This is a genomic window from Halalkalicoccus paucihalophilus, from assembly GCF_001593955.1.
Classification (GTDB): domain Archaea; phylum Halobacteriota; class Halobacteria; order Halobacteriales; family Halalkalicoccaceae; genus Halalkalicoccus; species Halalkalicoccus paucihalophilus.
In genome coordinates, this window is sequence record NZ_LTAZ01000004.1 from 744,971 (window position 1) to 764,428 (window position 19,458).

Genomic DNA, 19,458 nt, shown 5'->3' on the forward strand with positions numbered 1-19,458 from the left:
GCCCCTCGTCGCTACCGGCGGTCCACGTAGCGCTCGACGGCAAACACCAGGCGGGCGAATAGGTAGACCCACCACGCCACGAGCACGATATCGGTAACGAAGAGTGACAGGAGGACGTTTCCGATGAATAGGCTGTCGGCGAGTGCGGCGACGACGAGCCCACCGAGAGGGGTGCGGGCCCGCGGATCGATCGGTGACCATTCGGCGAGTCGAGTTTTTATTTCAATTACAAACGTCTTGTGGGAATTTCCGTGTGCCGGGCTCGCACGCCCTCTACCGTTTGAACACGCTTTTATGGGGTGGTGCGCTACTCCGGTGTACAGCCTGCGCGGGGTCATGACGCTCCTAGCCGTTTAGGATCTATGCAGGCAGGGGAGCGAGAGCCCGCGTGCAGGAGGAGATTACAATGCCAGTATACGTCAACTTCGACGTCCCGGCCGACCTTCAAGAGGACGCCCTCGAGGCCCTCGAGGTCGCCCGAGACACGGGTTCGGTAAAGAAAGGAACGAACGAAACGACCAAAGCCATCGAGCGGGGCAACGCCTCACTCGTCGTCATCGCCGAGGACGTCCAGCCCGAGGAGATCGTGCTGCACCTCCCGGAGCTCGCCGACGAGAAGGGAATCCCCTTCGTCTTCGTCGAGACACAGGACGACGTCGGGCACGCCGCCGGTCTCGAGGTCGGGAGCGCCGCCGCCGCGATCACGGACGCCGGCGAGGCCGAAAGCGAGGTCGAGGACATCGGAAAGAAGGTCGAGGACCTTCGCTGAGGTGAGAGAGGATGAGCACAGAAGAGACGACTGACGGATCCACGTCCGCCGAGGTCATCGAGGTCGTCGGCAAAACGGGGATGCACGGCGAAGCCATGCAGGTCAAATGCCGCATCCGCGAAGGCGAGAACCAGGGGCGCATCATCACGCGAAACGTCCTGGGTCCGGTCCGCGAGGGTGACATCCTTCAGCTTCGCGAGACCGCCCGGGAGGCCGACTCCATCGGGGGTCAATAATGGTCGAGACACGCACCTGCGATTACACCGGCGAGGAGATCGAACCCGGTACGGGCGTCATGTTCGTCCGGACCGACGGCACCGTGCTCAACTTCGTCGACTCGAAGGCGGAGAAGAACTACTTCCTCGGACGGGAAGCGCGCGACCTGGAGTGGACCGCCGCGGGCCGCGCCGAGAAGGAGGGGCGTGCGCGCGCCGCCGAGAAGGCCGCAGCGGACACGGAAGCGACCGCCGCCGACGCCGCCGACGAGGGCAGCGAGGTCGCCGCCACCGAGGAGGAAGCCACGGTCGATACCGAGGACGACGACGGCGCAGAGCAGGCCGAAACCGTCGATGACTCCGAGGAGGACCTCGAAGAATGAGCGATCAGGAGCGCACCTTCGTGATGGTCAAGCCCGACGGCGTGCAGCGTGGTTTGATCGGCGAGATCGTCTCGCGGTTCGAGGAGCGCGGTCTGAAGCTCGTCGGCGGGAAGTTCATGCGGATCGACGAGGAACTCGCCCACGAGCACTATGGCGAACACGAGGGCAAGCCCTTCTTCGAGGGGCTCGTCGAGTTCATCACCTCCGGCCCGGTCTTCGCGATGGTCTGGGAGGGCCAGGACGCAGTGGCGCAGGTACGGACCATGATGGGCGAGACCGACCCCGCCGAATCGGCGCCCGGCACCATCCGCGGTGACTTCGGGCTGGATCTGGGTCGCAACGTCATCCACGGATCGGACACTGAAGCGGGGTCCGCCGAGCGCGAGATCGAGCTGTTCTTCGACGACGACGAGCTGCTCGACTATGAGCGCGTCGACGAGACCTGGCTCTACGAGTAGGCCGTTTCGCTCGCGTCAAGAGACCGTTTTCTCCGTTTCACTGCGAGATCCCGTAGACGTCGCCGGACCAGTCCCTCGCTCCGGTGTCGTAACAGGGCCGGTCGCGGTCGAGTTCGTCGATCCGGCGGCGGTCCTCGTCGTCGAGTTCCCAGTCGAGGACCGAGAGGTTCTCGCGGACGTGCTCCGGGGAGGAGGACTTGGGTAGGACGGGGACCTCGTTTTCGATCGCCCAGCGGAGGGCGACCTGGGCGGGCGAGGTGTCGTACTTCTCGGCGAGTTCCTGAATCGTCTCGTCGTCGAAGACCCCCGTCCGAGCGAGCGGCGCGGCGGCCTCGACCACCGTCCCGGTCTCCCGGCAGTACTCGACGAGGCCGGGCCGTTGGAACCAGGGGTGGAACTCGATCTGGTTGACGGCGATGGGGACCTCAGAGACGTGGTGGGCGGCGCTGAGCTGGTAGGCGCTGAAGTTCGAGACGCCGACGTTGCGGACCAACCCGCGCTCGTGAAGCCGCGCCATCCCGTTCAGGGTCTCACGTAGCGAGATCGCGGGGTTGGGCCAGTGAATTAAGTACAGATCGAGGTAGTCGGTCCCGAGCCGGTCCAGCGAGGCCTCGCAGGCCTCGATGACGGATTCGTACGCGAGGTTCGAGGGGAGTACCTTCGAAGTGAGAAAGACGTCTTCGCGGTCGTAGTCGGCCAGTGCGTTCCCGATCTCGGACTCGTTCATGTAGCCCTCGGCGGTGTCGATATGCCTGTAGCCGGCGTCGAGGGCCGAACGCACGGACTCCTCGACGGTTTCGCCCCCGATATCCCACGTTCCAAGGCCAACGGTCGGAATCTGATCGCCGCTCGGCAGCGCAAGCGTTGGTACGGTCATCGAATCGCCTAGAAGGGGCGTACAGACCTTCTTAACTGTTGGTAAGGCCCCCGAAGATCACCGCCGAGTCACCCGATCACAGCCACGCTGAAAGCGACGTCCGGTCGGTGCTTCGGCCGGTATCGACGTAGTACGACGCACAGGCGTTTGCCAGCGCGAGCGCCTGCGTCCAGTCCCAGCCGCGTCCAACGGCGTAGGCGAGGCCGGCGTCGAATCGATCCCTGGCGCCCGTCTCGTGGATCGGATCGGCCACGGGAACGGTAGGGACTGAAACGGTTCAGTCGGCGCTTGCGGGCGTGCGCGCGACCTCGATCTCGCCGTTGTCGATCTCGGCTTCGACCTCGCGGGCGGCCCGCACCATGTTCGCCATCTTCTCGTAAGCCACATCTCGGGGTAGGAGCTTTAGCCCACAGTCCGGCGAGACTGTCAAGCGGTCGGCGGGCACGACCTCGAGGCCCTTTTTGATGTTCTCCTTGATTTCGGCGACTGACTCGACCTCGGCGACGTGGACGTCCGTGACCCCGAGAGCGAGGTTGCCAGTAAAGTCGTGCTCCTTGAAGACCTCGAGCTGTTCGTAGTCGCCGTTTGCGAGTTCCAGATCGTACTCATCCACTGGATAGTCGAGGATCTCGGGGTAGATTCTGGAGTAGTCGCCGTAACAGACGTGCAGTCCGAGGTAGACGTCCTCGTGGACCTCCTCGGCGATGCGTTCGAGACACTCGCCGACGATGGCGTGGTCGTCTGGCGTGGTCGCCAGCGCGGGCTCGTCGATCTGGATGTATCGGGCTCCGGCGTCGACGAGCTTTTGGATCTCCTCGTTGACCAGATCGGCCAGATCGTAGGCCAGTTCCTCCTCGGTGTCGTAGGCCTCGTTGAACGACCAGTTCGCGAGCGTGTAGGGACCCGTGATGGGGACCTTGACCGGCCTGTCGGTGAGGTCGGCGGCGAACTCGTACTCGTCGACCAGCCAGTTCTCGTCGTAGGTGACCTCGCTGACCACCGAGGGTTTGTCGAAGTAGTTGTGCCCCCAGACCTTCACGGGCCCGTTGAACTCGTAGCCGTCGATCCGGTGGGCGAAGAACTCCACCATCTCGTTTCTGCGGACCTCTCCGTCGACGAGCACGTCCAGTCCTGCCCGCTCGTGTTCGTCGGTGATGACGCGGGCGGCGTCGTCGGTCGCCTCCGCCCAGTCCTCATCGTCGAAGTTCGCTTCCTCGTCCTCCCAGAGGTCCCGGACTCGGTGGAGCCACTTGGGTTTGGGGTAGCTTCCCACCACCGTGGTCATGATGAACGTCTCGTTGTCGTGGTCGGGCCGGCGGAACTGTTCTCGAGTACTCATGCGAGACACCTCCGGTGTCGAGTGTGAGCAGGGAGCAACTCCGTTGCGATTGCGCTCATGCCGTCACCTCCTCGCGGGCGGCGACCTCACCGAGCGCCGCGAGTTTTTCTTTATATTTGTTCTCGGGCAGATAGAACAGCTCGGTATTGGTACTCACGTAGGTGGTCTCGAACTCCTCGGCGGGCAGACGCTCGCCGATCCAGTCGATGCGTTCTGCGATCGTATCGGGGCTTTCTACCAGTGTATTCTGTCCGTCAAGCAGGCCCAGCGCGATCGAGTCCTTCGTGCCGTACTCTTGGATGTTGTACAGGTTGTCCTCGACGTCGCTGACGAAGTCGTAGCCCACGGCGTCGACGTCGGCGTCGAGCAGGTGGGCGTGGACCTTCTCCTCCAAGGCACCCCAGTAGGTGTGGACGACGACCTCGGCGTCGGTCGCCGCGGCCACGCGGTCGATCGCCTCGCTCGCCCGTTCGTCCTCACCGTCGCCCGGCGGGGTTTCGACGAGCGAGGGTTCGAGCAGGAACAGGGTCTCGTGGGCCGGGAACGATCCGATCTCGCCCGCGAGGAAATCGGCGATCGCGTCCAGAAAGTCGCCCTCCCGGTAGTGTTCGTTGCTCGCGAGGTCCGCGAGCGAGTACGGCCCCGGCAGGACGGCCTGCAGCGAGTCGGTGTGCTCGCTTGTGGCTTGGAGTTCGCGCGCGATATCGCCGTTGGCGGTGAGTTCGCCGGTCACGACGGGATCGCGGTAGAAGTTGTTGTTGTCGTAGTAGCGGACGATCCCGCGGGTCTCGACGTTCTCGTGGACCGCGAGCGGGTGGGCGAGCATGTCGTCCCAGCGCGCTTGGCCCTCGACGGCGCGGTCGAGTCCGGCCTCGCGCTGATCCGTGAGGAACTCCTCGCGGATCTCGTCGTATGTCGTCGTGATCTCCTCTCCCTCGTCGCCCCCGATCAGGTCCCCCTTCTGGTGACCCTTGAGACTCGACAGCGAGTCCTTCCCCCAATCGGGAAGGGGATACAGCCCCGGTGTAGTCGTGACGATACTCATGTACCCGTCGTAGGTAATGCGACTGTTTAATATTTCTTATTCTGGTTGATGCTTGAGAGTAATACACCTTCTATCGGACCAGTCTCAGCACCGACAGCGTCTCGAAGGGGAACGACTCCTCGGCGACGACGCTCGCCTCGAATCCCCTGTTTTCGGCGTACTCGAGGAGCGTCTCGAAGCCGGTGAGGCTGCTTACGAGCAAAAGGACGATCCCACCGGGTGCGAGGGCGCAGCTGACCGAATCGAGGAACGGTTCGATCACCGCGCGCCCGGACTCGCCGCCCGAGAGGGCGACCTCCATCCAGTCGTCCCACTCGTTTTCGGGATCGGTCGGAAGGTAGGGCGGATTGAATGCCACGGCGTCGAAGACGCCCGGGCGGAAGGGGGCCAGGAGGTCCCCGCGAACCGCTTCGAGTCCCCGATCGCGAGCCCGCTCGCAGGCATGGGGATTGAGATCGGAGGCGATCACGCGCGCGCGCGTTTCTGCGAGACGGTCGCCGACGTAGCCCGATCCGGTGCCACAGTCCAGTACGGTCCAGCCGGGTTCGACCGCTTCGACGGCGGCCTCGGCGAGCAGCCGCGAGTCCTCGGCGGCCCCATAGACCTCGGTTTCGACGCCGCGCCGGTCGGCGAGATCGCGGGTCACGACTCGCTCTCACCGTGTCGTTCTCGCGTGGTTCGGGTGCCGTCGACCCGGCCGAGGCTTCCGTTCCGGTCCGTGAGCGCGCGCTGTGGAAACGGGATCGAGATGTCTTCGCGATCGAACGCGGCGTTGATTGCCTTGATAACGGACTGTTTCGCCCGCCAGCGCCGGCGTGCACTCGGCTTGTCGATCCAGAACCGGACCTCGAAGTCGATCGAGGAGTCACCGAACTCCCGAACGACGACCTGCGGGGTCGGAACCCGCATGAGTTCGTCGAGGTCGGAAATCGCCTCGCGGATGACCGCCTCGGCCCGATCGAGATCGGTGTCGTAGTCGACGCCGACCGAGACCCGAAGGCGCAAGCGCCCCTTCTTCGAGCGATTGTTGATCGTCTGGGAACTCACCTCGTCGTTCGGGACGATCATGTACTCGCCGTCGAACGTCTGGATCCGGGTGCTGACGATCGTGATGTCGCTGACGATCCCCTCCTGATCGCCGATTTCGACCCAGTCGCCGATCTCGAAGGGGCGCGAGAACATCAGGACGAACCCCGCGAAGATCGACGCGAGCGTCTGTTGGGCCGCGAGCCCGAGGATCGCACCGAGGACGCCGGCCCCGATCAACAAGCCGCTCAGGTCGACGCTCCAGAGCCCGAGGGCGACGAGAACGGCGAGGATGTAGCTCCCGACCTGCGTGAGCCGGTAGGTTACCTCGAGTTGGTGTTCGCTGACCGTCTCGTGGCCGCCGAGCAGTTCGCTGATCAGCCCCTTGAGGAAGCGCACGAAGACGAACGTCCCGACGAGCAGGCCGACCGTCAACAGCACGCGACCGAACGTCGCGGTGTCGACGTTCGCCCGGTCGAGCGCGAACGCGACGGTGTTGGCCTGTCCCCAGACCCCGATGACGACCGCGATCGCACCGAGCAGCGAGCCGGCGATGGCGATCGAGCCGGCCAGATCGACGACGGTAGATTGCACCTCGTCGTCGGGGAACCGACGGAGGCGCGCGACGCTCCAACTCACCAACGAGACGATCGCGACCGCGAGAAACGTGATCACGATTCGCATCGGAACCGTCGGGTAGCGCTCGGCCAGTACGTCCAATCCGGCGAGTAGCTCGCTCACTTCGGATCGCCCCGTTCGAGCGCCACCTCACAGAGCGCGGCGAACTCGGACGGAGCGAGGGTTCCTGCACGCCGGCCCATCATCCCCTCGTCGGCGGCCTCGACGACTGCGTCGGGGTCTTCGAGCCCGGAGATGTGGCCCGTGTTGCGGATCGCGTTCCTGAGGGTCTTTCGCCGCTGGGTAAAGAGCGCCTTGACGAACCGCAAAAAGAAGGCCTCGTCCGAGACGGTGTACTCGGGGTCTCTGGGGCGAGCCCGGACGACCGCACTCTCGACCGCCGGTGGTGGCGAAAACGCCTCCTTGGGGACGGTCTCGACGATCTCGCAGTCGGCGTAGTGTTGTGCGGAAACCGAGAGCCGACCGTACTCGGGCGTGTCGGGATCGGCAACCATCCGTTCAGCGAACTCCCGCTGAAACATCAAGACGAGCGGGCGTTTTCTGGGGAACAGGCGAAACGCGATCCGGCTGGAAACGCCGTACGGGAGGTTTGAGATACAGGTCGTGAAATCGGGAATCTCGACGTCGAGGGCGTCGCCCTCGATCACGGTGAGACGCCCGTCTTCGATCTCGGTTGCGAACTCGCGGCGGAGAAACGAGATGAGGTCCCGGTCGCGCTCGATCGCGGTGACGCGATCGGCGACGCGACAGAGCCTGTCGGTCAGCGCGCCGGTGCCGGCTCCGATCTCGAGGACGTGGGCGAGATCCGCGTCGATGCCGATAGCGTACTCCGGAAGCCGATCGAGCACCCGGTCGTCGACGAGGAAGTGCTGGTCGGCGTTCGGATCGCCACGAACCCCGGCGCGCGCGAGCAGTCCGTCGGGATCTCTCATTTCCCGGGCGTAGACGACCGCTCGTCGTAAACCTCTCGTTTCGCTATTGCTCGCGGACGAACAACCGGTATTTGAGTTCGTCCTCGCGTAGTTCCTCGAGGATGCGGTCGGCGAGCACGCCCTGCGGGTCGTGCAGCCCCGTCACGCGGTCGTCGAGGTCCTCGAAGTCCTCGAAAGGCCGGCGTTTTCGCTCGTCGAGGATCGTGTTCCTGAGCTTCTTGCCGATCCCCGGTAACAGGTTGAGCTGGTGGAGCCGAAGGGTGATCGGCTGGGCGTCGTTGTAGATGGAGACGAACCGGTCTTCCTCCTCCTCGATGAGGTCCTCGATGACGTATTCGAGTTCCGAGCGCGCGCCGCTCGAGAGGTCCTCGTAGTCGATGGCATGAACCCGTTCGACACCTTCGGGCGGGGAGGTGATGTCGAGCCGGTCGCCGATCTTGACCCCCGAGTCGTCGGTGAGCGTCAGCTCGTGAAGGGTAAAGTGCTCGCTGTCGAGGACGAACGCGATCGGCGGCTTCTGATACCCCGGGCGGTCGTCGTCCGCCCGGCCGTGGGGGAGATAGTCGAGGACGATCGCGTCCTCTACGGGGGTAGCGTCGCTCTCGCTCATGGCGGTTGTACGCGAAGCGGCCACTTAAAGAGTCGGCCGACTACGCGTACTGCGAGACGACGTTCAGGATCTCGTCGAGTTCGTCACCCGAGAGCGAATAGCGCTCTTGGGCGTAGACCGAGCGGAGTTCGTCCCGATCCCGCGGCAGGAGGTCGGCGATCTTGTAGGCGGTCGACTCGTCGACCTTCTCGAGTTCCCGGAGGTCCGAAACGAGCGCGTTCGCGTCCTCGGGCGAGAGGACCGCGAAGGTGTTGACGTGCTCGATCGCACGCGCGAGTTCGTAGCGCATCTCCCGGTCGGGATCGGCGGCACGCTCGGCCTCGACGTCCGCGAGCAGTGCTTTCGTCTCCGAGACCGTGAGATACTCCTCGTCGAGTATCTCTCTGAAGATCGTCATTCCTGGGCGCGCAGGTGGGCGGGCTTTGCGATCAGCGTCTTTCGCTTGCCGCCGTCGGTGATCTCGACCTTGTAGGCCGTTCCCTGCTTACCCGCGACGACGCCGGTGTGGCCGTTGAACCGGGGGTGGAACCGGCCTTCAGGAACGCTCGGGTCGATTTTGAGGTGGACGCGCTGGCCCTCCTCGTAGCGGGCGACGGCACGCTGTGGCGGGGAGGTCCCGCGCTCGCGGGGGTGGTTCGAGAGTTTCTTGCGTGTGCTGTTGAGGGGTCCGTTTGAACTCGGCATAGTCGTACCGACGAGTTACCCCGTGACGGTTATAAATCGTATGATCCGTACGTATCCCCTCGCGGTCCGACGACAAGAGTAATCGGCTCGGCCGCGCGACAGGAAGTATGGACGGCCCGAAGACCACCGAACAGCGAATCGAGACCCGCGCGATCCACGCCGGACAGGACCCCGACGAGGAGACCGGCGCGCTCATGACGCCCATTCACGCCAACTCCACGTACGTGCAGGACGCCCCCGGCGAGCACCGAGGCTACGAGTACTCCCGTACTGGGAACCCCACCCGGACGGATCTGGAGGAAAACCTCGCCTCGCTTGAGGGCGGGGAGTTCGGTCGGGCCTTTTCCTCGGGGATGGGCGCGATCAACACCGTGATGAACCTGCTCGAATCGGGCGATCACGTCGTGACCGGCGAGGACGTCTACGGCGGCACCCACCGCATCTTCACGCAGGTCTACGAGGAGTACGACATCGCGTTCTCGTTCGTGGACATGACCGACCTCGACGAGATCGAGGCGGCGTTTCGGGAGGACACCGAACTCCTCTGGCTCGAAACGCCAACCAATCCCCTCATGTCGATCGTCGACATCGAGGGCGCAAGCGAGATCGCCGACGCACACGACGTGATCTGTGCCATTGACAACACGTTCGCCACCCCCTATCTCCAGCGTCCGCTCGACCTCGGTGCCGACGTGGTCTGTCACTCGTTGACAAAGTACCTCGGCGGACACTCGGACGTGGTCGCCGGCGCGCTCGTGACCGACGACGCGGATCTCGACGAACGACTGGGGTTTTACCAGAACTCCGTCGGCGCGACGCCCGGTCCCTTCGACTGTTTTCTGGTTCTTCGGGGCACGAAGACCTTGCCAGTGAGGATGGACCGTCACTGCGAGAACGCCCGGACGGTCGCGGAGTGGCTTGACGACCACGCCGACGTCGACCAGGTGTTCTACCCCGGGCTTGAATCGCATCCGGGCCACGAGATCGCCGCCGAACAGATGGACGACTTCGGCGGAATGCTCAGTTTCGAACTCGATGGCACCTTGGAGCAGGCGAGCACGCTGGTCTCTGAGACGGAGGTGTTCACGCTCGCCGAGAGCCTCGGCGGCGTCGAAAGCCTGATCGAACAGCCCGCGCCGATGACCCACGCAGCGATCCCCCGCGAGGAGCGAATCGCGGCCGGTCTGACCGACGGTCTGATTCGGGTGAGCGTCGGCATCGAGAACGGCGAGGACCTGATCGCGGATCTCGAACAGGCGATCGACACGGCCGTGAACTGAAGACCGTCCGCGGTGGGACGGTGGTCTCGATCGGTGGTCGCCGACTGGGCGACCACCGATCGAACGGGGAAGGGCAGGCGTTCCCCGAGAGCGCCGTCCGACCGGACGGCGCGACTCGGCGGCACCTGGTTGGAAATGAAAAGGGCGAACAGCCGCTGCCAAGCGGCTGTGAGGGCTTTCGTTAGATGCGACCGACGTTCTCGACTTCGACGCTCTCGACGCCCTCGACCTCCGAGAAGCGCTCCTCGACGGCTTCGGTGCCGCCGGCATCGTCGGGGACGATCACGGTCGGGAGCAGTGCGACCAGCCCGAACGCGACGTCATCGCGCTCGAACCCGTTGATCTTCGCGCCCTCGGGAAGCGATCCCTCCAGTCGGTCCTGAAGCTCGTCGAGGTCGATCTCGGGGTTTTGGGGCATGACCTTGAGTTTCGCGGCGACCTTCCCCATGGTTATGGCCCCGTAAAGCCGCAGTCGGGACACTTATACAGATTGCTCTGCTTGCGGCATTTCGCACAGCGGTAGATCTGGGTACCACACTCGGGACATGCGAATCGGGCGGCGTTGGTCCCCGAGATGTTGATCCCACACGAGACGCACTTTCGTGCTCGCTTCTGTTGGGACTGACTCATACCCCGTCCTTGCTCCGCGGCGCTTTTAACCGTTGTCGTTCGGGATCAGTAGTACCACAGCGCGATGGGACCGATCAGCACGCCCATCAGATGGACGCGGTTCGCACCGAACCGTACGGGAATGAACCCGACGAGCGCGCTCACGAGGAAGACGACGATACCGATCGCACCCGCGAAAGCGTACGACAGAACCACGAGCAGCGTGAGAACCACGACACAGAGTTTGGCGTAGTCGACAGTGCCGATGACCCGGAGATACCAGTCGCCGACGACGAGCACGAGGACGAACCCGATCGCGGCAGCGATGGCGACGGCAGAAAGCAACACGGGAAGGTTCAACGGCACCTCGGCGCGTTCGACCGCAACGAGTACGCCGGTTCGGGGTGCGCCGAGCGCCACCAGCGCGAACAGCGCGAAGATCGTGTTGGCTGTATTGACCCCGCTGGTCGCGATCACGAACCCCCTATCCCCGCTCGATCCCGGAAGCGCGAGCAGCGCGAGAACGGCCGCGATCGCACTCGAAACGCCTGGCAGGTAGCCGACGACTGCACCCGCGAGTGCCCCGGCCGCCGCCGGCAACAGCACCGCCCGCCGCGGGATCGTGATGGTCTTATCGGTCTGCTCGGGGATGCCGGAGCCACCCATCGCGTCGATCAGAATCGGTGCGCCGAAGAGCCCTGCGAACAGCGGCGCGAGGACGTCGCCGTACAGCGGTGCTGCGGGGTCGAGATCGAGCGTCGCCATCCCCAATAGGGCACTGATCCCGAAGGCGAGCACCCCGCCAGCGAACCCCGAGAGGGAGTTCTCGGTTAGCAGCATGATCGCGACGACCGTCCCCAAAACGAGCGGCATGTTCGCCGCGAGCGTCGGCCACGCCTTGATCATGAGGAACGTCATCGGGACCGCAAGCGGCACGGCGAACACCACTGCCAGTGCGCTGCCCATCGCCGAGAGTCGCAGGGCTTCGTAGCCTCTCCCTTCGAGCACGAGTCGATGGCCGGGCAGGGCTGCTACCGCCATTTCGGCGTCGGGGACCCCAAGTGCCAGCGCCGGCACCACGTCCAGAAAGGTGTGGACGACGCCCGCAGACAGCATCGCCGCGCCGACCAAAAGCGGTGGGCCCGGTACGAGAGGTGCCGCCCCGGCCAGAAGCAACGCGAAGTTGTTCGCGTGTAGTCCCGGCGTCAGACCACTCAGCGTGCCCAATAGCGCGCCACCGAGGACGAACGTGAGCGCGTATAGGGCGAGAGCGGGGTCGGTCGAGATGGTGACGCCGAGGTCCACGCGCCTCTTGAACCCGGCATCCTATTTGAACGTCGGGAACGACACAGCGACTTCAGCGGTCGCTTCTCGACGGAAAATAAACGGAGAAGTCTGTAGTCGAGGCGTCTAACCGAACAGCTGGCCGAGGCCCTCGCCACCCGCGTCATCGTCCTCGTCGTCTTCCTCTTCCGCTTCGGCTTCCTCGGCTTCCTCCTCGCTGCCGTCGTCGGCCTCGTCGGCCTCGCCGCCCGCAGCGCCACCAGCGGCCCCGCCTGCGGCGGGGACGGCGGCGGCCTGTTCGACGGCGTCGTCGATGTCGACGTCCTCGAGTGCAGCGACGAGCGCCTTGACTCGGGACTCCTCGACGTCGGTACCAGCGGCCTCGAGGACGCTGGTCAGGTTGTCTTCGTTGATCTCTTCGCCGGTCTCGTTCAGGATGAGTGCTGCGTAAACGTATTCCATTGTAAGTATCTCCTCGTTATCCGAACATCGCTCCGAGCCCTTCGCCACCTGCGTCATCGTCGTCGTCATCGTCGTCGTCGGGCTCGGCGTCGGCCTCGTTTTCGTCAGCCTGTTCTTGCTCGTCCGTGTCCGCGTCGGCCTCCTCATCGGGCTCGGGCGCTTCGACGCCACGGAGCTCCTCGGGAAGTGCCTCCTCGTCGTCGATCTGTGCGGCAAGCGCGCGCATCTGCGCGTCGGCCTTGCTCACGAGGTCGTCGGCGAGGTCGGGGCTCTCGATGGCGGCGAACAGGCCGATACTCTTCGCCTCGCCGGTCGCCTTCGAGAGCAGCGCGGGTGCGGTCTGGGCCGTCGGGTAGACGGCGTTGATCGAGAGGTTCCGCGCGCCGGCGACGGCGGCCTCGATGTCCGCACGGTACTCGTCGACGTCGATCGCCAGATCCTCGGGATCGAAGAGGATGCCCTCGCTGTAGACGGATCGGAGGTCGAGTCCGACCTCCTTTGGCTCGATGCCGAGCTCCGAGAGGACGTTCGAGAGGTCCTGTGAGACCTCCTCGCCCTCCGAGAGGACCTGCGAGTCCTCGGTGACGTGGATCGAGCCGTCCTGGATCCGCGCGGCGGCACCGACCTGCTGGAGTTCGCCGACGAACGGTCCCGGGTCGACTCCCGTATCCCCTTCGGGGATGACGATGTCGTTCGGGGCGACCTCGCCGGCACCGATGGGCGCGGGCGATTTCGACTCCTCGAGCTGTTTGTACAGCCCGAAGGGGTTGTCGTTCGTCCCGATGACGCCGACCTGTCCCGCGACGTGCTCGGTGAGGTCGTCGAGTCCGTCGCCGACCGCTTCGAGCGCACGGGTGAGCAGCGTGTTGCGGCTGACCCGCAGCTCCGCACTGCCGTGGAGATCACGGCGCATGTTCTGGAGCTGGCGGCTCGGAATGCCGGCGATGTTGACGACGCCGACGCTCTCGTACGAATCGAGCATTTCGACGAGCTCGTCGACCTCCTCGCGCTTCCACTCGGGGAGGTTCTCGGTCTTGCGTTCGCCTTCGGCTCCTGTGGTGCTCATTTAGGCCACCTCGACGGCCGGTCCCATCGTCGTTTTGACGTAGACCGAATCGATGTTGAGCGGGCCCTTCTCTAGGTCGCCGTACAGCCGGCGCAGGATCGTGTCGATGTTGTCGCCGATCTCCTCGGCGGACATCTCCTCGGTGCCGACGAGCGCGTGGAACGTTCGTCGGTCCCGGCTGCGGACCTGCACCGTGTTCTTCATCCGGTTGATCGTCTCGACGACGTCCTCGTCGGGCTGGAGCGGCGTCGGCATCTTCCCGCGGGGGCCGAGCACCTGCCCGAGCGATGCACCAATGGTGGGCATCATCGAGGCTTCGGCGATGAAGAAGTCGGTGTTGTCGGCGAGGTCTTTCGCGGCGTCCTGGTCGTCGCCCAGATCGTCGAGGTCATCGCTAGAGAAGACCTCGTCGGCGACGGTTTCGGCCCGGACGGCGGTTTCGCCCTCGGCGAAGACGACGATACGCGTGTCCTGTCCCGTTCCCGAGGGAAGGACGACGCTCTCGTCGACGCGGTTCGACGGATCGTTGAGATCGAGATCGCGCAGGTTGATCGCGAGGTCGACCGTCTCACGGAAATTCCGTTGTGGGGCGTCCTCGAGTGCGCGAGCGACTGCTTGTTCTATATCCTGATCTGCCATCGTTCACCTCCGTAGTACGACTGCGTGTCTGCTACGGTGTGAAACAGGCTGCACCTGTCTCGGTTGGGAGAAGTGCAATGGGCGACTTAAACCCGTCGAAGCGATAGCGGCCGTCGGCACAAGGCGCTTACGCCACAGCGCCCTATCGACGGTATGTCGGCGCTCGCGTTCCTCGCCGCGTGCTGTCTCGCGGCCGTCCACCTGTTTGCCGGGCGGCTCCGCGGTCTGGACCGGATCCCACGCAGCCGCTGGCTCTCCTTTGGCGGTGGCGTCTCGGTCGCGTACGTGTTCGTCCATATGCTGCCCGAACTGAACGAGCACCAACGCGCGTTCGGGACCGCGGACCCGCTCGCTGGGTTTCTCGACCGCCACGTATATCTCGTTGCCCTCGCCGGCTTCGCCACGTTCTACGGGCTCGAACGCCTCGCCCAACGCTCGCGCCGGAGTGAGCGGGCGGTCGACGAGCCGGTCTTCTGGATCCACGTCGCCTCGTTCGGGCTGTACAACTGTCTGGTGGGCTACCTCCTCGTCCACCGGATCGACCCCGGTACCGAGTCGCTAGTGGTGTTCATCGTGGCGATGGCGCTTCACTTCCTCGTCAACGACTACGGGCTCCGTCACCACCACGCGAGGAGTTACCACCGGATCGGTCGCTGGTTGCTCGCGGGCGGCGTCCTCCTCGGATGGGGTCTCGGAACGGCGATAACGCTCGGCGAGATCGCGCTCGCGGTCCCGGTCGGGTTTCTGGGCGGCGCGGTCGTCCTCAATGCGATCAAAGAGGAGCTTCCCGAGGAACGCGAGAGCCGATTCTGGTCGTTCGCACTCGGTGCTGCGGGTTACGCTACCCTGCTGCTCGCGATCTGAATCACTCCTCGGCGTCGATCTCGAGTTCCTCGTCGCCTCGCGGCCATTCCATCTCGATCTCGAACTCGCGTTCGTCCTCGCTGTCCTCGAGTTCGACCTCGAACTCGACGGTTTCCGCGGGGTCGATATCGACCTCGACGTCGCCCAGAACCACGGTGAACGCCTCGTTGGATCGCAGTCCGTCGGCGACCTCTTCGAAGTAGGTCGCGGCTTCCTCCCGAGTCAGTTCGGCTTCGTGTTCGAGTTCTCCAGCCATAGCAACTGCTATGTCACATGGATAGCGGGTAAAACTGTCGCCGGATCAGGCCGCGACTTCCTCGGCGAACTCGTCGTCGTACTCGCCCGAGTCGAGGCGCTGCTTGAACTCGCGTGGGTTCTCCCCCTCGATAGTGACGCCGAGCGAGGTACAGGTACCGACGACCTCCTTTGCCGCGCCCTTCAGGTCGTAGGCCAGCAGGTCGGGCAGTTTCTGCTCTGCGATCTGTTTGACCTGGTCGACCGAGAGGTCCGCGACGAAGTCCTTCTGGGGCTCGCCGCTGCCGGTGTCGAAACCGGCCTCGTCCTTGATCAGCGCCGCCGTCGGCGGGACGCCGACGTCGATCTCGAAGGAACCGTCGTCCTCGTAGGTGATCGTCACGGGGACTTCGGTGCCGTCGAACGCCGCCGTCTGGTCGTTGATCTCCTGGACGACGGCCTGTACGTCTACGGGGGTGGGTCCGAGCTCGGGACCGAGCGGCGGGCCGGGGGTGGCCTCGCCGCCCGGAACGAGCGCTTCGATCGTTCCAGCCATACCCGGAGGAACCGTCGCATCGGGTTTAAGACTTGCCTTCCGGCCAGCGGTCGTGTGACTGGCTTACACGCTCGATTCGGCCGGTCCCGCCGACGCTCGCGAAAGGAGACTGTTTCCCAGACGGGGGTGGCTGTTCGTCGGTCGATTCCGATCAGGGAACGGAGATCCCGTGCCGGGCGAGGTACGTGTTTACGTCCTTGATCTCGATCGGACTCCCGATGATCCGCACCGACTGACGTTCGTCGAACACCGTCACGGCGAATCTCGACTCGAGATCACCCCTGATGCCATCGAGCGCGGCCGGCGGGACCACGATCTGGGTGCTATCTCGCAACCGTGACGGGTCTGGCATCGTACATTTTTAACGAGATAGGCGGGTAGTATGAATGTACCGAACTCGGGTCCGGTAAACGGAAAGGGTTTTTCGCTCGAAGCGGCGAGTAGGGGACGATGGGACTGGAAGCAGAGATCGAGGCGATCGAGGAGGAGATCGCTTCGACGCCATACAACAAGTCGACCGAAGCCCACATCGGCCGGCTGAAGGCGAAACTCGCGGACAAGAAGGAGAAACTCGAAAACCAGTCCTCCGCGGGCGGCGGCAGCGGCTACGCCGTCGAGAAGACCGGCGACGCCACCGTTGCGCTCGTGGGCTTTCCGAGCGTCGGTAAATCCACCCTGCTCAACGCGCTTACCAACGCCGAAAGCGAGGTCGGTTCCTACGAGTTCACCACGCTGAACGTCAACCCCGGAATGCTCCAGTATCGGGGCGCGAACATCCAGATCATGGACGTACCGGGATTGATCGAAGGTGCCGCGAGCGGGCGGGGTGGCGGCCGGGAAGTCCTCTCGGTGGTCCGGGCAGCGGACCTCGTCGTCTACGTCCTCACGGTGTTCGAGATCGACCAGTACGAGCGCCTGAGCGAGGAGCTCTACGCGAACAAGGTCCGTCTGGACACCGAGCCGCCGAGCCTCTCGATCGTAAAGAAGGGCCGCGGGGGGATCCGCGTAACAGCCAGCGGCGATCCGGGCCTCCCGAAGGACGTGATCAAGGAGGTATTACGGGAACACGGCTACGTCAACGCGAACGTCACGGTTCGCGAGGAGCTCGACGTGGACCGACTGATCGACTCGATCATGGAAAACCGGGTGTATCTCCCCTCGATCGTCACCGTCAACAAGGCCGACCTGATCGACCGCGACTATCTGGAGACGGTCAACGAGGACCTGCGGGCCCACGATCTGGACCCCGAGGAGGTGACGTTCATCTCCGCCGAGGAAGAAAAGGGATTGGAGGGGCTCAAAGAGCGGATCTGGGATACGCTCGGACTGATCCGGATCTACATGGACAAGCCCGGTCGCGGGATCGACTACGAGGAGCCGTTGATCCTCAAAGAAGGCAGCGACATCGAGGACGCGATGGAGAAACTCGGCGGGGAGTTCAAGGAACGCTTCCGCTTTGCACGCGTCTCGGGCCCGAGCGCAAAACACGACGAACAGCAGGTCGGCACCGACCACGAACTCGCCGACGAGGACGTCGTGAAGTTCATCCTCCGACGATAAATCGCCGAGCACGAGCGAGCTGTTGTGAGGGGTTCTCGAACGGTCGTGACGTGGTTGGCGGCCTCGGATCCCTCTTGATCCTGTCGCCTTCCGGCGATCGTGCCGGCCATCGCGAGCCGCCGCCCGATCCCCGCGCTGTTCGTCGGAATCCGGTCGGACGGCGCGATCCACCGGTTGGACGAGGACCGATTCGGATCCGCGGGACGGACCCGGCGAGTCGTTAGGCCGCGAGATGCCGCCTCGACGACGACCGAGGTGCCTATACGGCTCGGGACGAACCCTCGTGTATGTCCCGTGGCGTCGGCGAGTTCGACCTCGTTCAGGGGGCGATCCCCGACTCGTTCGCGATCGTCGTCGCGTTGCTCACCCAACTGGGCGATATCTGGTTCGTGACGCTGCTGTTCGTGGTCCTTGCCGTCCGCTACGACGGGACCGACCGAGACCGGATCGTCGCCGCCGGCGGACTGGTGATCGGTGCGATCGCGCTGGTGTTGTTCACCAAGGAGCTCTTCGCGCTGCCCCGTCCCGACCAGCCGCTCGTCGCGCTCGAAGCGCTCTGGGTGCCGTTTCAGCTCATCTACTCGCTGACCGGCTACGCCAGCGGCTACGGCTTTCCCAGCGGCCACGCCGTCATCTCGACGGCGACGTACCTCTCGCTCGCGACGGTACTGCCGGTGAGCACTCGCCGACGCCGGTACGCCGCCGCGACGGGGATCCTCGCCATCGTGGGCTTCTGTCGGGTCGCCCTCGGCCTTCATTACCTCGTCGACGTGCTCGCGGGGATCGCCCTGAGCGCCGTTTTCCTCTTTCTCGCGTTCCGCCTGTTGGCTCGCTATCGCTCGTCGGAGACACGTCGAACCGTCGCGCTGGGAATCGGAAGCGTGCTCGCGCTCGCCGCCGTCGTCGTCACGGGTATACACATCGAGGCGCTGGCGCTGTTGGCGGTCGCGCTCGCATTGTTCGGCCTCTCATGGCGGGCCGACCCGCAGCGAGTCGCCGTGTAGCAACCCGATAGGCGGCAAATCCGTCGGCTCTCGGTACTGTTTTGGCCCCCGGAGGCGTTGGCCCGGGTATGGGAGCGACACTCGACCACGTCATGATGCGCGTCTCGGACTTAGAGGAATCGCTCGAGTGGTACGGCGAGCATCTGGGCTACGAGGAGAAGGACCGCTGGGAGGCGGACACCTTCACCAACGTCTATCTGGGTCCCGAGAAGCTGGGCGAGGAGGGCGCGATGCTCGAACTCACCCACAACCACGACGGCGGGCCCGAGGAGATGGGTGACGCCTGGGGCCACATCGCGGTTCGCGTCCCCGACGGCGAGCTCGAGGACTACTACCAACAGCTCATGGACGAGGGCGTCGAGGACTACCGGGACCCCGACTCGTGTGGCGGCCGGTACGCCTTCGTGAAGGACCCCGACGGCCACGAGATCGAGATCGTAAAACGCGACCCCGAGCAGGGCGCGCTCTGGTCGATCGACCACACGATGATCCGCGTCGAGGACGCCGACGAGGCGCTCGGCTGGTACACCCGGAAGTTCGAGTACGAACACACGGGCCGCTGGGAGGCCGACTCCTTCGCGAACTACTTCATGAAACCCGAGGGCGCGAGCGACGAGTCGATGGCGCTCGAACTCACCTACAACTACGGGGACAACACCTACGACCTCGGTGACGCGTGGGGCCATCTCTGTGTTCGTGCCGATGACCTGAACGAGTTCTGGGACGACCTGATGACCCGGGACGCCCCCGACTACCGCGATCCTGAGTCCTGTGACAACGAGTACGCCTTCACGAAGGACATGGACGACCACGAGATCGAGATCATCGAGCGCGATCCGAACAGCGACTCGTTGTTCCCGAACTAAGCGCGTTCGGACGGACAAACGGGGCACAAGTCGAACCCCAAACCGTCATCCCTTTTA

General features: G+C 64.6%; 29 protein-coding genes and 1 pseudogene. 10 read left to right on the forward strand and 20 right to left on the reverse strand.

Annotated elements, in window-relative coordinates; translation table 11 throughout:
• Window positions 1-11: 11 nt before the first annotated feature.
• The gene (locus HAPAU_RS09020) at window positions 12-338 is read right to left on the reverse strand and encodes a hypothetical protein (RefSeq protein ID WP_066381756.1); all 327 of its coding nucleotides are present in this window, start codon (window positions 336-338) and stop codon (window positions 12-14) included.
• 68 nt (window positions 339-406) lie between these two features.
• Between HAPAU_RS09020 and rpl7ae the strand changes: the two genes are divergently transcribed.
• Genes rpl7ae through ndk form a run of 4 tightly spaced genes read left to right on the forward strand, consistent with a single transcriptional unit; the run spans window position 407 to window position 1,825 of the window.
• Window positions 407-769, forward strand: a complete 363-nt coding sequence (gene rpl7ae / locus HAPAU_RS09025; protein ID WP_008417441.1) for a 50S ribosomal protein L7Ae — start codon at window positions 407-409, stop codon at window positions 767-769.
• 11 nt (window positions 770-780) lie between these two features.
• Window positions 781-1,005 (forward strand): 30S ribosomal protein S28e, encoded by a 225-nt coding sequence (locus HAPAU_RS09030; protein ID WP_066381758.1) that lies wholly within the window; start codon window positions 781-783, stop codon window positions 1,003-1,005.
• Window positions 1,005-1,367, forward strand: coding sequence for a 50S ribosomal protein L24e (locus HAPAU_RS09035; RefSeq protein WP_066381760.1), 363 nt, complete (start codon window positions 1,005-1,007; stop codon window positions 1,365-1,367). Before HAPAU_RS09030 ends, HAPAU_RS09035 begins: the two co-directional genes overlap by 1 nt.
• Complete coding sequence (ndk, locus tag HAPAU_RS09040; protein WP_066381761.1) at window positions 1,364-1,825, forward strand: nucleoside-diphosphate kinase; 462 nt, start codon at window positions 1,364-1,366, stop codon at window positions 1,823-1,825. The genes HAPAU_RS09035 and ndk overlap by 4 nt, the downstream gene beginning before the upstream one ends.
• A 37-nt stretch (window positions 1,826-1,862) precedes the next feature.
• On the opposite strand, the gene HAPAU_RS09045 is transcribed toward ndk, so the two are convergent.
• The 10 genes and pseudogenes from HAPAU_RS09045 to HAPAU_RS09085 all read right to left on the reverse strand — a co-directional run bounded on the left by HAPAU_RS09045 (window position 1,863) and on the right by HAPAU_RS09085 (window position 8,977).
• Complete coding sequence (locus HAPAU_RS09045) at window positions 1,863-2,702, reverse strand: aldo/keto reductase (RefSeq protein WP_066381763.1); 840 nt, start codon at window positions 2,700-2,702, stop codon at window positions 1,863-1,865.
• A 76-nt stretch (window positions 2,703-2,778) separates the two neighbouring features.
• Window positions 2,779-2,964, reverse strand: a pseudogene (locus HAPAU_RS20895) (PfkB family carbohydrate kinase); the annotation flags it as partial.
• 15 nt (window positions 2,965-2,979) lie between these two features.
• The gene (locus tag HAPAU_RS09050) at window positions 2,980-4,041 is read right to left on the reverse strand and encodes a methionine synthase (protein WP_066381765.1); all 1,062 of its coding nucleotides are present in this window, start codon (window positions 4,039-4,041) and stop codon (window positions 2,980-2,982) included.
• Window positions 4,042-4,096: 55 nt separating this feature from the next.
• A complete protein-coding gene (locus HAPAU_RS09055; RefSeq protein WP_066381767.1) occupies window positions 4,097-5,086 on the reverse strand; it encodes a 5-methyltetrahydropteroyltriglutamate--homocysteine methyltransferase in 990 nt (329 codons plus the stop codon).
• Window positions 5,087-5,156: 70 nt separating this feature from the next.
• Window positions 5,157-5,732 carry a HemK2/MTQ2 family protein methyltransferase gene (locus HAPAU_RS09060; protein WP_066381772.1) on the reverse strand — a complete coding sequence of 192 codons (576 nt, stop codon included), beginning with the start codon at window positions 5,730-5,732 and terminating at the stop codon, window positions 5,157-5,159.
• Window positions 5,729-6,853 (reverse strand): mechanosensitive ion channel family protein, encoded by a 1,125-nt coding sequence (locus tag HAPAU_RS09065; protein ID WP_066381774.1) that lies wholly within the window; start codon window positions 6,851-6,853, stop codon window positions 5,729-5,731. The genes HAPAU_RS09060 and HAPAU_RS09065 overlap by 4 nt, the downstream gene beginning before the upstream one ends.
• Window positions 6,850-7,683, reverse strand: coding sequence for a 16S ribosomal RNA methyltransferase A (locus HAPAU_RS09070; RefSeq protein ID WP_066381776.1), 834 nt, complete (start codon window positions 7,681-7,683; stop codon window positions 6,850-6,852). Before HAPAU_RS09070 ends, HAPAU_RS09065 begins: the two co-directional genes overlap by 4 nt.
• Before the next feature lie 43 nt (window positions 7,684-7,726).
• Window positions 7,727-8,293, reverse strand: coding sequence for a DUF655 domain-containing protein (locus HAPAU_RS09075; protein ID WP_066381777.1), 567 nt, complete (start codon window positions 8,291-8,293; stop codon window positions 7,727-7,729).
• 40 nt (window positions 8,294-8,333) lie between these two features.
• Window positions 8,334-8,690 carry an RNA polymerase Rpb4 family protein gene (locus HAPAU_RS09080; protein ID WP_066381781.1) on the reverse strand — a complete coding sequence of 119 codons (357 nt, stop codon included), beginning with the start codon at window positions 8,688-8,690 and terminating at the stop codon, window positions 8,334-8,336.
• Window positions 8,687-8,977 (reverse strand): 50S ribosomal protein L21e, encoded by a 291-nt coding sequence (locus tag HAPAU_RS09085; protein WP_066381783.1) that lies wholly within the window; start codon window positions 8,975-8,977, stop codon window positions 8,687-8,689. The genes HAPAU_RS09080 and HAPAU_RS09085 overlap by 4 nt, the downstream gene beginning before the upstream one ends.
• 107 nt (window positions 8,978-9,084) lie before the next feature.
• Between HAPAU_RS09085 and HAPAU_RS09090 the strand changes: the two genes are divergently transcribed.
• Window positions 9,085-10,257 carry a cystathionine gamma-synthase gene (locus HAPAU_RS09090; RefSeq protein WP_066381785.1) on the forward strand — a complete coding sequence of 391 codons (1,173 nt, stop codon included), beginning with the start codon at window positions 9,085-9,087 and terminating at the stop codon, window positions 10,255-10,257.
• Between the two features lie 20 nt (window positions 10,258-10,277).
• Window positions 10,278-10,442: a hypothetical protein gene (locus HAPAU_RS20900; protein WP_157078438.1), complete on the forward strand. Its 165-nt coding sequence runs from the start codon at window positions 10,278-10,280 to the stop codon at window positions 10,440-10,442.
• Here the strand turns inward: HAPAU_RS20900 and HAPAU_RS09095 are convergent.
• From HAPAU_RS09095 to HAPAU_RS09115, 6 genes are all read right to left on the reverse strand, one after another.
• The gene (locus tag HAPAU_RS09095; protein ID WP_066381787.1) at window positions 10,439-10,705 is read right to left on the reverse strand and encodes an elongation factor 1-beta; all 267 of its coding nucleotides are present in this window, start codon (window positions 10,703-10,705) and stop codon (window positions 10,439-10,441) included. The two genes, HAPAU_RS20900 and HAPAU_RS09095, sit on opposite strands and share 4 nt — an antisense overlap.
• Window positions 10,706-10,707: 2 nt before the next feature.
• Window positions 10,708-10,887 (reverse strand): HVO_2753 family zinc finger protein, encoded by a 180-nt coding sequence (locus HAPAU_RS19660; RefSeq protein WP_084383685.1) that lies wholly within the window; start codon window positions 10,885-10,887, stop codon window positions 10,708-10,710.
• A gap of 45 nt (window positions 10,888-10,932) precedes the next feature.
• On the reverse strand, window positions 10,933-12,171 hold the full coding sequence (locus HAPAU_RS09100) for a tripartite tricarboxylate transporter permease (protein ID WP_066381789.1): 1,239 nt from the start codon (window positions 12,169-12,171) through the stop codon (window positions 10,933-10,935).
• 105 nt (window positions 12,172-12,276) lie between these two features.
• Window positions 12,277-12,612 (reverse strand): 50S ribosomal protein P1, encoded by a 336-nt coding sequence (gene rpl12p, locus HAPAU_RS09105; protein ID WP_066381791.1) that lies wholly within the window; start codon window positions 12,610-12,612, stop codon window positions 12,277-12,279.
• A gap of 16 nt (window positions 12,613-12,628) precedes the next feature.
• Window positions 12,629-13,678, reverse strand: coding sequence for a 50S ribosomal protein L10 (locus HAPAU_RS09110; RefSeq protein WP_066381793.1), 1,050 nt, complete (start codon window positions 13,676-13,678; stop codon window positions 12,629-12,631).
• On the reverse strand, window positions 13,679-14,317 hold the full coding sequence (locus tag HAPAU_RS09115) for a 50S ribosomal protein L1 (protein ID WP_066381796.1): 639 nt from the start codon (window positions 14,315-14,317) through the stop codon (window positions 13,679-13,681). It abuts the gene before it with no gap.
• Between the two features lie 153 nt (window positions 14,318-14,470).
• Between HAPAU_RS09115 and HAPAU_RS09120 the strand changes: the two genes are divergently transcribed.
• Window positions 14,471-15,181: a hypothetical protein gene (locus HAPAU_RS09120; protein ID WP_066381797.1), complete on the forward strand. Its 711-nt coding sequence runs from the start codon at window positions 14,471-14,473 to the stop codon at window positions 15,179-15,181.
• A gap of 1 nt (window position 15,182) precedes the next feature.
• On the opposite strand, the gene HAPAU_RS09125 is transcribed toward HAPAU_RS09120, so the two are convergent.
• The 3 genes from HAPAU_RS09125 to HAPAU_RS09135 form a co-directional block, all read right to left on the reverse strand.
• Window positions 15,183-15,437: an amphi-Trp domain-containing protein gene (locus HAPAU_RS09125; RefSeq protein ID WP_066381798.1), complete on the reverse strand. Its 255-nt coding sequence runs from the start codon at window positions 15,435-15,437 to the stop codon at window positions 15,183-15,185.
• 45 nt (window positions 15,438-15,482) lie between these two features.
• Complete coding sequence (locus tag HAPAU_RS09130; RefSeq protein WP_066381799.1) at window positions 15,483-15,971, reverse strand: 50S ribosomal protein L11; 489 nt, start codon at window positions 15,969-15,971, stop codon at window positions 15,483-15,485.
• A 151-nt stretch (window positions 15,972-16,122) separates the two neighbouring features.
• Window positions 16,123-16,323: a VNG_1110C family protein gene (locus HAPAU_RS09135; protein ID WP_066381800.1), complete on the reverse strand. Its 201-nt coding sequence runs from the start codon at window positions 16,321-16,323 to the stop codon at window positions 16,123-16,125.
• Between the two features lie 98 nt (window positions 16,324-16,421).
• Here HAPAU_RS09135 and HAPAU_RS09140 point away from each other — a divergent pair, with 98 nt between their 5' ends.
• The 3 genes from HAPAU_RS09140 to HAPAU_RS09150 all read left to right on the forward strand — a co-directional run bounded on the left by HAPAU_RS09140 (window position 16,422) and on the right by HAPAU_RS09150 (window position 19,401).
• A complete protein-coding gene (locus HAPAU_RS09140) occupies window positions 16,422-17,531 on the forward strand; it encodes an OBG GTPase family GTP-binding protein (RefSeq protein WP_066381801.1) in 1,110 nt (369 codons plus the stop codon).
• 287 nt (window positions 17,532-17,818) lie between these two features.
• Complete coding sequence (locus HAPAU_RS09145; RefSeq protein ID WP_066381803.1) at window positions 17,819-18,535, forward strand: phosphatase PAP2 family protein; 717 nt, start codon at window positions 17,819-17,821, stop codon at window positions 18,533-18,535.
• 68 nt (window positions 18,536-18,603) lie between these two features.
• Window positions 18,604-19,401, forward strand: coding sequence for a VOC family protein (locus HAPAU_RS09150; RefSeq protein ID WP_066381805.1), 798 nt, complete (start codon window positions 18,604-18,606; stop codon window positions 19,399-19,401).
• Window positions 19,402-19,458: the final 57 nt, after the last annotated feature.